Origin of the sequence: Scytonema hofmannii PCC 7110 (genome assembly GCF_000346485.2) — a bacterium.
Lineage (GTDB): Bacteria > Cyanobacteriota > Cyanobacteriia > Cyanobacteriales > Nostocaceae > Scytonema > Scytonema hofmannii.
Window position 1 is genome coordinate 2,839,420 of the sequence record NZ_KQ976354.1, and the last position, 13,532, is coordinate 2,852,951.

Sequence of the window (13,532 nt, forward strand, 5' to 3'; positions counted from 1 at the left end):
TTATTTCTATGTCACTCTCAGCTCGTTTAAAAACTACTGTTTAGGTTGAGAGTTACTGGATATGAAAAATTTGTATCCAACGTACACTAAGATTGACAAAACCGCCAGACTAACAACAGCAGCAACGAGCTTAAAAATTGCTTGTAGTACAGAGAATGCCAATAAAAACCCAACACCCAAAACAATTATCTTTTTTATTCCAGACTGAGTCCTGTACCAAGCTAGAACTCGCGCTGTATGGTGCGAGAAGAATCTGAGAGCCTTATTGGGTGATGAATTCGCTGCTTGCGATTGTGGAGTCACCCCAGACGGAGAGTTAATTTCAGCCTCTAGCTTTTCGAGGCGACGCTGCAAGTCATCATTGGGTTGGGGATTCATATATTTTTACCTCTGCTAAGACACTTTACGAACAACAAACCAACTCTTATTTCAATTATTGGCAGTTGACACTGTGATTTTAGCGAAAGTCTTAACATTTAAAGATCGCTTCTAGTTGTTAAAATTCAAGTTTTTGGCATTACCAGTGCTTGCAAACTTTAATTTTTTTAAGATTTGCTTGTGTAATATTTTTTCTAGTGACAAAAATATTACAAACATTTAGGAACAGAGATTGGGCATACACGTCTTATGTACTAGATAATAAGTGTATTAATAATCGCTTTATAAAACTTGGGAAACATAATGATATTATGAAGAAAACTACATTGTTAAAGGGCATCTGCATAGCATTCTTCAGCAGTTTATTTCTGAGCAATGCTAGTTGGGCTGGGGAAGCCGTACAAATTAGTCCTAATCTGCAGCCAGATCCCTTAGTTGTCAATGGGACGTCTGGAGGTAAACAAGAAAGTAATTGTGGCAAGATTGCCGAGCAACCCAGTCAAGTGATAAAGATTACAAAAGCACTACCTTACCTGAGATTAACAGTTGAGAGTGGCGGAAAGCCAACTTTGTTAATAGATGGTCCGGGAGGGCGCTTTTGTGTCTTAGCAGACAGTTACTCTGGAGGCAAGCCAGAAATTTCTGGTTTTTGGCAGGAGGGAAATTACACCTTATATGTGGGTGAGTTATCCCAAGGACAGTATAGCTATAGACTTTCCATATCGCAACAAAAGCCCAATAAAACTGCTAAATAGCTTAAAGGGTTAGTGGTTAGTGGTTAAAAACGAAACCCAACATCTACAAGCACTGACGACGGTAAAGCTGTGTTTGTTGATATTGGCAGTCACGATGAAGTGTATTAACATTATGTCACGCACATTCACCCTAATAAGTCAATGGAAACTGATACTACTTTCTTAGCTTAAAAAACCTGCTAAAGAATTCATTGTTGCTGGTTGAGAAACAAGCAATGTTTGAATCAAGAGTTCTTTTTCCGATAGGCAATAGCTTATGATTTTATATTCAGTGCTAACCTGTTTATCTGCTAGTACAGGTCGGCGTAAATAAGGCAACCATTAGTAACAGACAAAAAGCTTAAAATAAAAGCTTTTGCGCCTTCTGCCCTCTGACCTTGCGTACTTCTGACGAATTGTACTAGCAACCCATTTAAAACGTTTGGAAGCAGAGAGGTTAAGTGTTTTGTCTAGAAGCAGCAGACCACAGAGACAGCAAGCAAATCCTCTGGCAAAATGGCTTGCGCTGGATTGGAATCGACCAGAGCGCTCGTACAACCCAGATGTTCGTGATTTCTTAGCTGGATTGCTGGATTATCCCAAAGATTGCGTTGTGACTGAGGACGCAGGAGGTGGTGGCTATCCAGACATTAAACTGCTGACTCCTGAGAAAATTGCTTGGGTCGTGGGGGATCTAAAGAAAGATGATGCAGAACTCACTACTCCGAGTGGACGACGCAAGCTGTGGAATCAAAAACGTAAGTATGTTGAGGGCTTAACCAGGTACGTTTTATTTCTAACAGCCCGTTATGTTTGGCTCGTTTTGCCGACGGGTGAAGCAGTCGCAGGATTTGAAGCTCCTTGCAATTTATCTGAAATAACCTTTGAAGAATTAAAGGAAAGACTTAAGTTTCTTTCCTACGAACAGGCGACTCACAGCAATCAGTGGGCAACATTTATTGATGGACAATTGCCCTACGTTTACTTAAAGTTGGATGCACCTGAGACGTTAGCTCGGTTGCGGCAAGATTTGCAAACCAGCTTTACCGAACTGGTTACAGCTGCGGAGCAAGCGATCGCTACCTTAATCCAGGAATATGAAGAATTTAAACGTCAGGAACAGAAAATTCAACAAAACTTAATTGATACGGGAGATACACAACGAAGAGCATTAGTGCGGCTTCGGTTTAAGTTTGACTTCCACCGACATTTGTTCGAGGATCTTTTGCCTCGATTTCAAGACCAATATGGGCGGGATGTCAACGCGAAAGACAACAAGCAAGTTGAAGAACGAATTCGGGAATCATTCGTTGCCGATTCTGTAGCTGTGCTTGTTGCTCGTGTTTTGTTTCTGCGATTAGTGGAAGATTTAAAGCTCACGAAAAAACGGCGATTATCCAATGGTGGCCCGCAAGACTGGGCATCGTTCGTGGAGCAATTAACAGGTGATGCCAAAGAATTGGTGCAGCTAGTAGCTAAAGATATTGGGCGGTTGTATCACGATCCCTTTGAGCGCAACTTATTCGACTGGATTTATGAAACCAACGGTGCATTAGATGAAGCATTGCAACGTCTGATCCTACGATTTAACGCCTACGATTTTTCTGGCTTATCGGAAGAAATTTTGGGGGATATCTATCAAACATTCTTGCCCACTGCAAAACGAAAACGGTTAGGAGAATTCTACACACCTGCTTCGATTGTCGATTGGTTACTAGAGCAAACGGTTTTTACTCATGGTGAGGGAAACCTGCTTGACCCCTCTTGTGGGAGTGGTTCATTTTTAGTGCGATATGTTCATCGCTGTCTGGAAGACGCAAAAACCAGAGGACTCGATCCAGATACCGTTTTGCAAGAGTTACAAACTAACGTTTGGGGATTTGATCTAAATCCATTTGCGGCATTCATTAGCCACTTTCAATTGATGTGGGCATTAGTACGCTTCAAACCCTCAACAAAAGATGTTCCTAAAATCCCTGTCTACAACTTAAATAGTTTGCTGCGAGAATCGGATCTTGTCCCGTTATTGGGAGAAGGATTGTTAGCTCCCGGTTCCGCAGATCGGGATAGCAAGCAGTGGAAATATATCGTGGGTAATCCGCCTTATATCCGGGCAGAGCGAGTGAAGTATAATGACGAAATGCGCGGTTTGTGGCATCAGGTTTGGGGACCGAATGCTGATACAGGCTTTGTGTTTCTCTACCGCGCTTTAACTGAATCGCTGCAATCAGGTGGATTTTTAGGCATGGTAGTCAGTGGCGGCTATGCTAATTCAGAAGCAGCAGCAAAAGTTTGGAAGTTGCTTTATCCTGCAAGGGAAGCGGCGTTACGTAAGATCGTTTGGTTAGAGTTTGCCGGGAAACAGTGGGATGCGAATGTGATTCCAATGCTCTTGGTTATTGAAAAAACTTCAGCACAGGAAAATGATGAGATTGAACTTTATGTTCCTTCTACCTGGCCAAGCAATGAACCACCTGCTAAAATCAAGTACAAAGATTTTTTTGATGCCAAAGTTAGCCCTAGAGTAACAGAAATCGATCCAAGCAATCCACTCGAAGCCTTCTGGGGAAATTATTTACTACCACTGTTGCATCCCGAAGATATCCCCATTCTCAAGAAGCTGTATCCAAATGGTAATGGTGGCAATGTAGTCGAGCTAAAGGAAGCCGTTGCAAGGCAACTTAATCGGAAAAATCAACCAATTTGGTTTACGTATGGGATTCAAGCAGGTAGAGAAGCACAAGTTACTGAAAGCCCTACTGGTAACCGCCCAATTCAAACAATTCTAGGTAGAAGCATTTCTTTAGGTTGGCATGGAGAACCAGAAGGTTGGATTAATCTTGAAGATGTGCAGAAGTTAAGTATTTGGGGAGATCGGAAAATTCCATCGTTTATTGCTGTTGCTGAAGTGGCACTTGTACCATTTGCTTGCTTAGTCGATAGAGAAGAAGTTGCAGCTCGCAATAGTGTTGTTATTGCGTTGCCAAAAATAGATGGGCCGCCTTCAAAGGCAATTGTAGCTTTTCTTAATAGCAAGTTAGTTCGTTTTTATTACTTGATTAGACTAAGGGCGGGCGTATTGGAAGGCTCATCACGTGCTCATATATACCCTCGTGTTCTTGATGCTTTGCCTTGGATAAAAAATCCAGATTCAACCATCGAGCAACGGTTAGTAGAGAGTTATAATCGGCTAGCACGGTTAGCAGTTATCGCTAAGAATAATCCCGATGAATGGTTGTTATCTGAGGTTGAAACCCGAATTGCTACAAGTCGATATAAATTAAGCGACAAAAGTTTAGGGCTTAACTTCTCCAACTGGAGTCCTGAAGATGTACAAGTGGAAGAACTGAGTTTAGATGGAAACTGCATTCGAGCAGGTTTATTTTCTCTAGAATTGATAAATGCTGATATCGCTGAGTTAGTTAATAAGCTTTTGACACTCAATGCTGATGAAGACACAACCATTTCTAGAGCTATTATTCAAAAATTGCTCGTTCCCCAAGACTATACTGTTGTGATGCAAAACTATCGACAACGATTAGCCAGCTTTCAACAAGTTGAGTCTGATTTCTTTTCAGTACTGGCACACATTGATGAAACAGTTTACGAAATGTTTGGATTAACGGATGAGGAGAAAACCCACATTGAAACCCGTCTTGCCAGTTTTCCCCTCAACAAGCTACAGCCTCGCTATCCCTGGCAAACTGTTAAACCTAGACCTATTAAGGCTTACACAAGCGATCGCTTTGCATGAGGGAAAACACGAATCCTCCATGTAGTCTATTAACCTGCTGAAAATTCTACTTTGTCGTAAAGGTCGATGAGGGATATTTGAAATGGAATGGAGGTTAGGTTGAGGATGGCATTTTCTCCTTCATAACTTGAAAAGAGCCATTTATTGCTTTCGGTTTTTGTATATTGTTCTGCATAAATTTCTGTTTGAGAAATTAGGATATATTCTTTTAGTGTGGGAATGGCACGATAGAGTTTGAATTTTCCAACTCTGTCATACTTTTCTGTGGATTCTGATAGAATTTCTGCGATCGCAATCGGGTTGGTAATTATGTCTTTACGTCCTTCTACCAACTCTATTTGACCGGCAACAACCATGATGTCAGGATACGTATATAGACTATTGCTTGGAATCCACAAGCGCATATCGGTCATGAAGACATCGTAGGGTTGCTTTTTGAGGGCAAAGTTGAGTGCAGCATAAAAGTTGCCTGCTATCCTATTATGATTTGGGGTTCCGCCTGCCATGGGAAATATTTGACCGTTGTAATATTCGCTTCTGTACGTTGCTGCAGTTTCTAGCTCTAGATATTCTTCAGGTGTGTAGTAGTCTTGTTGCTGGGCTTGCATAGTTTTTGGCTTCTTATGTCACTGGTCACTGGTCACTGGTCACTGATACAATACCGATCGCGTCCCTGCTGTTTTGCTTGGTATAATGCCATATCTGTTGTTGCAATTAACGCTGCTGGGGAACTGTTTTCATTAGGAAGAATACTAGCTATACCCAAACTGACAGTGACATAATTCTTAATATCTGAAGATAGATGAGATATCTGAAGTTGGGCGACTTGTTCTTGAATATTTACAGCCACTTGCACTGCTCCTGTCACCGTAGTATTCGGTAGAATAACAGCAAATTCTTCCCCACCGTAACGTGCTACTAAATCTGCTGGGTATTGCACGGCACGGGTAATTGCTCGCGCAATTTCTACTAAGCAGGTGTCTCCTACTGGATGCCCGTAGTTATCATTGTAGGATTTAAACCGATCGATATCGCATAAAATTAAAGAAAGAGGTTTTTGCTCTCGTGTCAATCGCTCCCATTGTTGCTGTAAGTACTCATCGAAGCGGCGACGATTGGCAACATGGGTTAATGCATCAATCTTGGCAAGGCGTTCTAGTTGCTGTTTTGCCTGTTGCAGTTTTTGGTAAAGTTCTGACTGGTGTAGGGCGATCGCTAAATTACTGGCAATTTGACGCAGTAAGTTTACTTCCTCTGTTTGCCATAACCGACGATTGTCACAAGCATGAACGATGAGCAAACCCCATAATTTTACTGTTTGAGATTTGGGGCTTGTTGTATCAATGCTTTCTGAAGTGTTTTCCTCAACACCACTGACAGTTACTAAATGTTCGGAGTGTTGAATAATAGGAGTCACAACCTTAGATTTCACCCCTATCTGCTGCATAAAGCTCTTCAAACAATTGCTTAAATCGTCTTGATTTGTATCAAAAATTATTTGTGACTGTCCCCGCCAGTAAAAGTCATAACACTCAGAGGGAAAACATCGATCTAAAAATTTGAGTCCCAATGTTGTCGGGAAGGCTGGATCTACTGATTCTTGAATCACAACTCCCGATCCATCTGAATTCAACTGAAAAATTAAGACCCGATCGACCTGAAGAATTTGACGCGATTGAGTGACTGTTGCGGTCAAAATTTCATGGAAATCTAAAGATTTGTGAATTTGTTGGGTGATTTCAGCTAATAATCGCTGGCGCTGCATTTGGCTTTGCAAGGCAAGTTCTGTAAGTTTGCGATCGCTTATATCTTCTATTAACCCATCACAAATAATTTCTCCATTATCCTGTCTCGTTAGTCGGCTAGCAATCTGGATCCATTTTATCTGCTGGGAAGGAATAACAATGCGCCCCTCCCATTTCAGGGGTTGCATCGTTTCCAAAGCAACATATACCGATTCTTCTAAAGAACTGACATCATCGGGGTAAATAGAGGCTTGTATAAACTCACCTCCCTGTTGGAAAGACACAAGATTTATTTCAAACAGGTTTTGGAAACCGGGACTGATGTAAAGCCATTGATTCGCTCCATCTAGCTGATGCAGCACCCTATAAATCACACCAGGTAGGTTAGCTGCTAGCTCTTGAAATCTGGCTTCACTTATTTGTAACTGTCTTTCCAACTGAGAACGCCGCAAAGCTGTGGTGATAGTCGCGTGCAGTTCATTACTTTTAAACGGTTTAATAAGATAACCGTAGGGATCGGTAGCCATCGCCCGCGCTATAGTTTGCTCATCAGCGTGTCCTGTTAAGTAAACAATCGGAATATGCAACCGCTCGCGAATTCTGGCAGATGCTTCTATGCCATCCATGTTACCCTGTAGTTGGATATCCATGAGTATCAAATCTGGCTTGAGAGTTGCGGCAAGATCTACTGCCCTTTCACCAGATGCAATGTTACCTGCAACGGTATACCCCAACTTTTCTAAGGTAGCTTGAAGATTCCGTGCGACGACTCGCTCATCTTCAACTATCAAAATGCCAGCCATATATAATAGCTTAGGACAGCTTGAAAAAGGTGATTCCTTATTGTAATCTTTTTATCTGTCTAAAAAATTGCGCTTTTGTTGGAAATAAGCTAATCACTCTCGCTCCCTCACAACGAGGTAATAAAAAGAAGAATTCTGCCACCACTCCCTACTCCTTACTCCCCACTCCCTCTTTCAAGCAAATTAATTTTTCAAGTACTTCTGCCACAAATTCTCAGTTAAATTTTGTTAAGATTAAAGTCGGTACTAACACTTTCGCCTTAAGCGCCAATACCCTACCTTGGAGATACTCAATGCTGCGACTAGAACATATCAGTAAAATATACCCCACAGGCGAAGTTCTCAAGGATGTTAACTGGGAAGTTAAACCGGGCGATCGCATAGGTTTAGTTGGTGTCAATGGTGCCGGAAAATCGACTCAGCTTAAAATTATCTCTGGGGAGATTGAACCAACCTCTGGTGAGATAATACGTCCTGCTAGCTTGCATATTGCTTACCTGAATCAAGAATTTGAGGTCGATCCCAGTCATACCGTTCGCGAAGAATTTTGGACAGTCTTTAAAGAAGCAAATCAAGTGCAACAAGATTTGGCGCAGGTACAGCGAGACATGGAAAGCGCCAATCCAGAGCAACTCGATCGTTTGATTAATAAGTTAGACCGTCTGCAAAGGCAGTTTGAGGCATTAGATGGCTACGTGTTGGAAACAAGAATAGGTAAGATTTTACCAGAAATGGGTTTTCAGATAGAAGATGGCGAGCGTCTTGTGAGTGCTTTTAGTGGCGGTTGGCAAATGCGGATGGGTTTGGGCAAAATTCTTTTGCAGCAACCAGATTTATTACTCCTAGACGAGCCGACAAACCATTTAGACTTAGAAACCATTGAATGGTTGGAGAATTATCTCAAAGGGTTGACAACTCCAATGGTGATTGTTTCTCATGACCGGGAATTCTTGGATCGGCTTTGCACCCAAATTGTGGAAACCGAACGTGGAGTTTCAAGCAGCTATCTTGGCAACTACTCATCATACCTACAGCAAAAAGCTGAAAACCAAGCAGCACAGTTATCTGCTTACGAACGCCAGCAAAAAGAACTAGACAAACAACAAGCTTTTGTCGAGCGCTTCCGTGCTAGTGCTACCCGCAGTACTCAAGCAAAAAGCCGGGAAAAACAACTCGAAAAGGTAGAGCGCATTGACGCACCAACATCTGACGTAAGAACGCTTCACTTTCGGTTTCCACCTGCACCTCGGAGTGGGCTTGAGGTGGTGAAAATTAAAGATTTAACCCATACTTACGATGATAAAATCTTGTTTTTAGGTGCAAATCTTTTGGTTGAGCGTGGCGATCGCATAGCTTTTGTTGCTCCTAACGGTGCTGGCAAATCCACTTTATTACGCCTAATTATGGGTCTGGAAAAACCTACAGAGGGTAACGTGGAACTGGGTCAGCATAATGTAATTCCCGGTTATTTTGAACAAAACCAAGCAGAAGCTTTGGATTTGAAAAAAACAGTCATGGAAACAATCCATGATGAAGTTCCCGATTGGAAAAATGAAGAAGTACGGACAATTTTGGGACGATTTTTATTTAGTGGTGACACTGTATTTAAACAAGTAGCAGCATTAAGCGGTGGAGAAAAAGCGCGGCTGGCATTGGCAAAAATGCTTTTACAGCCGGTGAATTTATTAATCCTTGATGAGCCGACAAATCACTTGGATATACCTGCCAAAGAAATGTTAGAAGAAGCCATCCAAAATTATGATGGCACAGTTATAGTCGTATCTCACGATCGTTATTTCATAACACAAGTAGCCAACAAAATTGTGGAAATTCGCGAAGGTGAGTTTCGTGTATACTTAGGGAATTATCACTACTACTTAGAGAAAATAGAAGAGGAAAAAGAACAAGCAAGGTTGGCAGCGATCGCAGCCGAAAAAGCAGCGAAAAAAGCAGCAAAAGCATCAGGAAAGAAAAAGTAACAAAATGTTAGCGGTTAGTGGTTAGTAGTTAATGGTATAACAACTAACAACTAACAACTAACAACTAACAGCTAATCACACTTAAATAAGCACAAATTCACTTGCGGTTGTGATTAGCAGTGGTATCATTCGGGTATTACAAAAAGTAAAGGGCAATTATACTATGACCAAAGCACCTATTGCTCCCGTGGTGCTAGTCATTTTAGACGGATGGGGCTATTCTGAGGAGACTCATGGAAATGCTATCGCCGTTGCTAAAACTCCGGTAATGGATAGCTTATGGGCGGCTTATCCTCACACCCTCATACGAACATCAGGGAAAGCGGTGGGGTTACCAGAAGGTCAAATGGGCAACTCAGAAGTTGGTCATTTAAATCTGGGCGCAGGAAGAGTTGTACCCCAAGAGTTAGTACGCATCTCAGATGCTGTAGAAGACGGTTCCATCCTCAAAAACCCAGCACTTGTCAAAATCTGCCAGGAAGTGTCTAGTCGCCAAGGCAAGTTGCATTTAATGGGTCTTTGTTCCGAGGGTGGAGTGCATTCGCACCTCAGTCATCTATTCGGATTAATTGACTTAGCCAAATTACACTTAATTTCAGAAGTTTGCATACACGCTATCACCGACGGTCGCGATACTACCCCAACTGACGGGGTAAAAGCATTAGCACAAATTCAAGACTATATTGACCGTATAGGTGTTGGGCGCATAGTGACGATTAGTGGTCGCTACTACGCCATGGATCGCGATCGCCGTTGGGATCGCGTCAAACGTGCTTACGATGTGATGACACAGACAGAACCAGGTGATGGTCGCAAACCTGTGGAAGTTCTACAGGATTCCTATGCAGAGGGTGTCACTGACGAATTCGTCGTTCCAGTGAGAATAGCACCTGGAGCCATCGAGCCAGAAGATGGAGTTATTTTCTTTAACTTCCGTCCCGATCGCGCCAGACAACTCACCCAAGCGTTTGTCAGTCCAGAATTCGACGGTTTTGAAAGACAGCACATAAAGCCACTGTCTTTTGTTACCTTTACACAGTACGAGCCAGAATTAGCAGTTGGGGTTGCCTTCGAGCCTCAAAATTTAAGCAATATTCTGGGTGAAGTTATTGCTCAGAACGGTCTAAAGCAGTTCCGAACTGCAGAAACCGAAAAATATGCCCACGTTACCTACTTCTTCAACGGTGGTTTAGAAGAACCATTTGAGGGAGAAGAGCGGGAACTGGTGAGCAGTCCAATGGTCGCGACTTATGATTCCACCCCAGCAATGTCAGCGCAAGCAGTCACAGATGTGGCGAAAGCAGCCATTGAAAAGCGCATTTATTCTCTAGTTGTCATCAACTATGCCAATCCAGACATGGTGGGACACACTGGAAAAATCGATGCTACAGTCACAGCACTGGAGACTGTTGACAATTGTTTGGGTCATCTACTTGCAAGTATTAGCAAAGTAGGTGGTACAGCAATTATTACCGCCGACCATGGGAACGCCGAGCACATGATAGATAGTGATGGTAATCCCTGGACAGCTCATACCACCAACCCCGTTCCTCTGATTTTGGTGGAAGGAGAAAAAGCAAAAATTCCGGGACATGGCACAAATGTTATCCTGAGAAGCGATGGCAAACTAGCAGATATTGCTCCTACAATTCTGGAAATTTTGCAATTGCCTCAACCACCCGAAATGACAGGACAATCTTTAGTACAACCAACAGGGTACGACCTGCAAGCTTCTCGCACTCCCGTACAACTAGGGCTGTAACAAAGAATATTCAACTACCCCACCCTTCTAAGGTGGGGATTGTCCGGTATCCTACGGTGTTCAGATGAATGATGAATGATGATACGGGAGTTACTAGAATTCAGGATTCATTATTTATACATCTCGATTCATAATTCATACTTCATAATTTATAATTTGTATATCCCAATTCATAATTCATACTTCATAATTTTATGACCATCACTAGCGTTGTACAGGGCATTTGGGCGTTTTCTGCACTTGGAATGATCGTTTTAGTTTTACTGCACAGCCCTAAAGGAGATGGGATAGCCGCGATTGGGGGACAAGCTCAATTATTTAGCAGCACCAAGAGTGCGGAAAATACATTGAACCGCGTTACTTGGGCGCTTACAGTCATTTTTCTGGGTTTAACAGTAGTTTTAAGTGCAGGTTGGTTGCCGAAATAAACAGTGACCAGTGACCAGTGAACAGTGACCAAAAAATTAAGGTTATATATTGCGAGCTTTGTAAGAAACTCAGTTTTTGACGTTGGTGCAAAGGAATTTCCAAGAAATAAATTATCCATCTTGTGGGGCGGGTGTCCTCGCCCGCCTGTTCTGTATCAAGGGCTAGAAGCCCGTACCACAAGAATGAAACTAGGCATTTTTAGGAAAATAAATAGAAAAATCTTTATTTGGCAGCGCTTAATTGCCTCTTTAGTCATGGCGATTGTTACAGCACTGCTTATTATTTTGACTAACCTCTCAATTCTGGCTGATTATAAAATTCCATCCCCTCAACTCTCCCACTCCCTCACTCCCCCACTCCCTCACTCCTCCACTCCCTCACTCCCTCCCTCCCTCACTCCCTCCAAACCCCATCCTCTACCACCAACACTGGCACAATGGCAAGATTCCACAAACAGTGGAGATTATTTTGCACAAGTTGCACCAGTTGAAGAAGGTTATTTAGTTTGGTCGCAATTTCCCGTTCGAGTTTATGTGGAACTGCCAAGGGCAATAAATAGCCAGCAAGCAGAGGCGTGGGTTAATTCTGTTGTACAAGCAGTGCAGGAATGGAACGCGTATTTGCCTCTGAAAGTTATTGAAAAACCAGAGGAAGCTGATATTACTATTGTGCGAAAAGCCCCTCCACTTCAAACTTCTCTTGGTAGCAAAATTAAGCGTGCGCGTTCTGCCCAAACTACCTACAAGTTATACGTAAGCAAAAATAATCTTTTGTCTCATCGCTTCACGATTTTGCTAAGCCCGAGCCAAACGGGTCAGTATGTTTTGGCAGCAGCTCGACATGAACTCGGTCACGCTTTAGGCATTTGGGGGCATAGTCCGCAACAAACTGATGCCTTGTACTTTTCCCAAGTTCGCAATCCACCACCAATTTCTTCGCGAGATGTGAACACTTTGAAGCGGGTTTACGAACAGCCAACTACTTTGGGATGGTTGGTAAATGTAGCAAACCCTAGTCCGCCACTTTGATTGCGAAAGGCAGCCAGATCCCCGACTTCTTCAAGAAGTCAGGGATCTAAATCTGTCGTTATCACTGCAAAAGTGCTTGAAACCGCTTATTTTTTCGCAAACTATCTAAATCTTTATGCTTGCCCCATTCAGCCAATATTAAGCTACGATTGTTTAAGACACGGCGATCTCTAGGGCTGAGAGCAAGAGCACGGTTAAAACTCTCCAGGGACTCTGCGTAGCGCTTCAAATGTCCTAGAGCCAATCAATGACAGCACCAGGCATCACTATAGGTGGGATCGAGCTTCAAAGCTTTTTCCAAGGAAGCGATCGCCATAGTATACTTCCTTGCCTCAAAAAGCTGAAAACCTTCATCAAACAAAGTTTTAGCTTGTGCTTCCGGGTGTTCTTGCATTTTGCTTGCAAAACTAAGATGAAAAATAGGATAACACGGTCAGTCATTCTCATTTATTCTAGAAAAAATTCTCTGAAAGGTACTCAAAGATGGCGAATATTCTAGTGCAAAAAGTCATGTTCAATGCAATTTCTTTCTCCAGATGTACGTTCCCCAATGCAATGCTTAACTCTTGACAGAGAAATTGCTTTTCTCCCTCAGCTAGAACGGATAACTAAATGTAGTGAGGATGAATAATGATTTATTTGGGATATGCGACTTTTTTTCTGATGCTACTGCTAGCGTTGTGTGGGGCAATGATTCAAATGAGTACTGCTCTAGATGAAGCTGACATTCAGGGCTTTTCTGTTTGGACAAGTATTGCGTGTGTCATTGCCGGGTTACCAATAATGCTATGGTAGTTTACTTCCAAGCAAATTGCTTGCGGTTCGGCTTTGCTCGAGTTAGCAGTTGCTGGCGAACCGCTTCTTGAAAGTTAGAGTTGCCCAATGATCGCTTCACTGCGTGGGTAGTTCAACTCAGCCAC

General features: G+C 42.5%; 12 protein-coding genes. 7 read left to right on the forward strand and 5 right to left on the reverse strand.

Annotation, left to right across the window (positions count from 1 at the left end; translation table 11 throughout):
• Nucleotides 1-33 precede the first annotated feature (33 nt).
• On the reverse strand, nt 34-378 hold the full coding sequence (locus WA1_RS12175) for a hypothetical protein (protein ID WP_017749469.1): 345 nt from the start codon (nt 376-378) through the stop codon (nt 34-36).
• A 311-nt stretch (nt 379-689) separates the two neighbouring features.
• Between WA1_RS12175 and WA1_RS12180 the strand changes: the two genes are divergently transcribed.
• Nucleotides 690-1,133 (forward strand): hypothetical protein, encoded by a 444-nt coding sequence (locus WA1_RS12180; RefSeq protein WP_017749470.1) that lies wholly within the window; start codon nt 690-692, stop codon nt 1,131-1,133.
• Nucleotides 1,134-1,578: 445 nt separating this feature from the next.
• The gene (locus WA1_RS12185; protein WP_026135320.1) at nt 1,579-4,866 is read left to right on the forward strand and encodes an HsdM family class I SAM-dependent methyltransferase; all 3,288 of its coding nucleotides are present in this window, start codon (nt 1,579-1,581) and stop codon (nt 4,864-4,866) included.
• A 29-nt stretch (nt 4,867-4,895) separates the two neighbouring features.
• On the opposite strand, the gene WA1_RS12190 is transcribed toward WA1_RS12185, so the two are convergent.
• Nucleotides 4,896-5,474: a Uma2 family endonuclease gene (locus WA1_RS12190; protein ID WP_017749472.1), complete on the reverse strand. Its 579-nt coding sequence runs from the start codon at nt 5,472-5,474 to the stop codon at nt 4,896-4,898.
• 32 nt (nt 5,475-5,506) lie between these two features.
• Complete coding sequence (locus tag WA1_RS12195) at nt 5,507-7,414, reverse strand: diguanylate cyclase domain-containing protein (RefSeq protein WP_017749473.1); 1,908 nt, start codon at nt 7,412-7,414, stop codon at nt 5,507-5,509.
• Between the two features lie 293 nt (nt 7,415-7,707).
• On the opposite strand from WA1_RS12195, the gene WA1_RS12200 reads away from it, so the two are divergent.
• From WA1_RS12200 to WA1_RS12215, 4 genes are all read left to right on the forward strand, one after another.
• Nucleotides 7,708-9,393 carry an ABC-F family ATP-binding cassette domain-containing protein gene (locus WA1_RS12200; protein WP_026135321.1) on the forward strand — a complete coding sequence of 562 codons (1,686 nt, stop codon included), beginning with the start codon at nt 7,708-7,710 and terminating at the stop codon, nt 9,391-9,393.
• Between the two features lie 163 nt (nt 9,394-9,556).
• Nucleotides 9,557-11,155: a 2,3-bisphosphoglycerate-independent phosphoglycerate mutase gene (gene gpmI, locus WA1_RS12205; protein ID WP_017749475.1), complete on the forward strand. Its 1,599-nt coding sequence runs from the start codon at nt 9,557-9,559 to the stop codon at nt 11,153-11,155.
• A 194-nt stretch (nt 11,156-11,349) separates the two neighbouring features.
• Nucleotides 11,350-11,583, forward strand: coding sequence for a preprotein translocase subunit SecG (gene secG / locus WA1_RS12210; RefSeq protein ID WP_017749476.1), 234 nt, complete (start codon nt 11,350-11,352; stop codon nt 11,581-11,583).
• A 24-nt stretch (nt 11,584-11,607) separates the two neighbouring features.
• On the forward strand, nt 11,608-12,612 hold the full coding sequence (locus WA1_RS12215; RefSeq protein WP_017749477.1) for a hypothetical protein: 1,005 nt from the start codon (nt 11,608-11,610) through the stop codon (nt 12,610-12,612).
• 61 nt (nt 12,613-12,673) lie between these two features.
• Here WA1_RS12215 and WA1_RS12220 read toward each other — a convergent pair whose 3' ends face one another.
• Nucleotides 12,674-12,841, reverse strand: a complete 168-nt coding sequence (locus WA1_RS12220) for a hypothetical protein (RefSeq protein ID WP_158516632.1) — start codon at nt 12,839-12,841, stop codon at nt 12,674-12,676.
• Nucleotides 12,842-12,856: 15 nt separating this feature from the next.
• The gene (locus tag WA1_RS52685) at nt 12,857-13,006 is read right to left on the reverse strand and encodes a tetratricopeptide repeat protein (protein ID WP_017749479.1); all 150 of its coding nucleotides are present in this window, start codon (nt 13,004-13,006) and stop codon (nt 12,857-12,859) included.
• A gap of 236 nt (nt 13,007-13,242) precedes the next feature.
• Between WA1_RS52685 and WA1_RS58080 the strand changes: the two genes are divergently transcribed.
• Complete coding sequence (locus WA1_RS58080) at nt 13,243-13,407, forward strand: hypothetical protein (RefSeq protein ID WP_017749480.1); 165 nt, start codon at nt 13,243-13,245, stop codon at nt 13,405-13,407.
• Nucleotides 13,408-13,532 lie beyond the last annotated feature (125 nt).

Bases quoted from the DNA above. Each gene is read 5' to 3' on its own strand.
- WA1_RS12175 (WP_017749469.1), bottom strand. From the start codon at position 378: ATGAATCCCCAACCCAATGATGACTTGCAGCGTCGCCTCGAAAAGCTA.
- WA1_RS12180 (WP_017749470.1), top strand. From the start codon at position 690: ATGAAGAAAACTACATTGTTAAAGGGCATCTGCATAGCATTCTTCAGC.
- WA1_RS12190 (WP_017749472.1), bottom strand. From the start codon at position 5,474: ATGCAAGCCCAGCAACAAGACTACTACACACCTGAAGAATATCTAGAG.
- WA1_RS12195 (WP_017749473.1), bottom strand. From the start codon at position 7,414: ATGGCTGGCATTTTGATAGTTGAAGATGAGCGAGTCGTCGCACGGAAT.
- WA1_RS12200 (WP_026135321.1), top strand. From the start codon at position 7,708: ATGCTGCGACTAGAACATATCAGTAAAATATACCCCACAGGCGAAGTT.
- gpmI (WP_017749475.1), top strand. From the start codon at position 9,557: ATGACCAAAGCACCTATTGCTCCCGTGGTGCTAGTCATTTTAGACGGA.
- secG (WP_017749476.1), top strand. From the start codon at position 11,350: ATGACCATCACTAGCGTTGTACAGGGCATTTGGGCGTTTTCTGCACTT.
- WA1_RS52685 (WP_017749479.1), bottom strand. From the start codon at position 13,006: ATGCAAGAACACCCGGAAGCACAAGCTAAAACTTTGTTTGATGAAGGT.
- WA1_RS58080 (WP_017749480.1), top strand. From the start codon at position 13,243: ATGATTTATTTGGGATATGCGACTTTTTTTCTGATGCTACTGCTAGCG.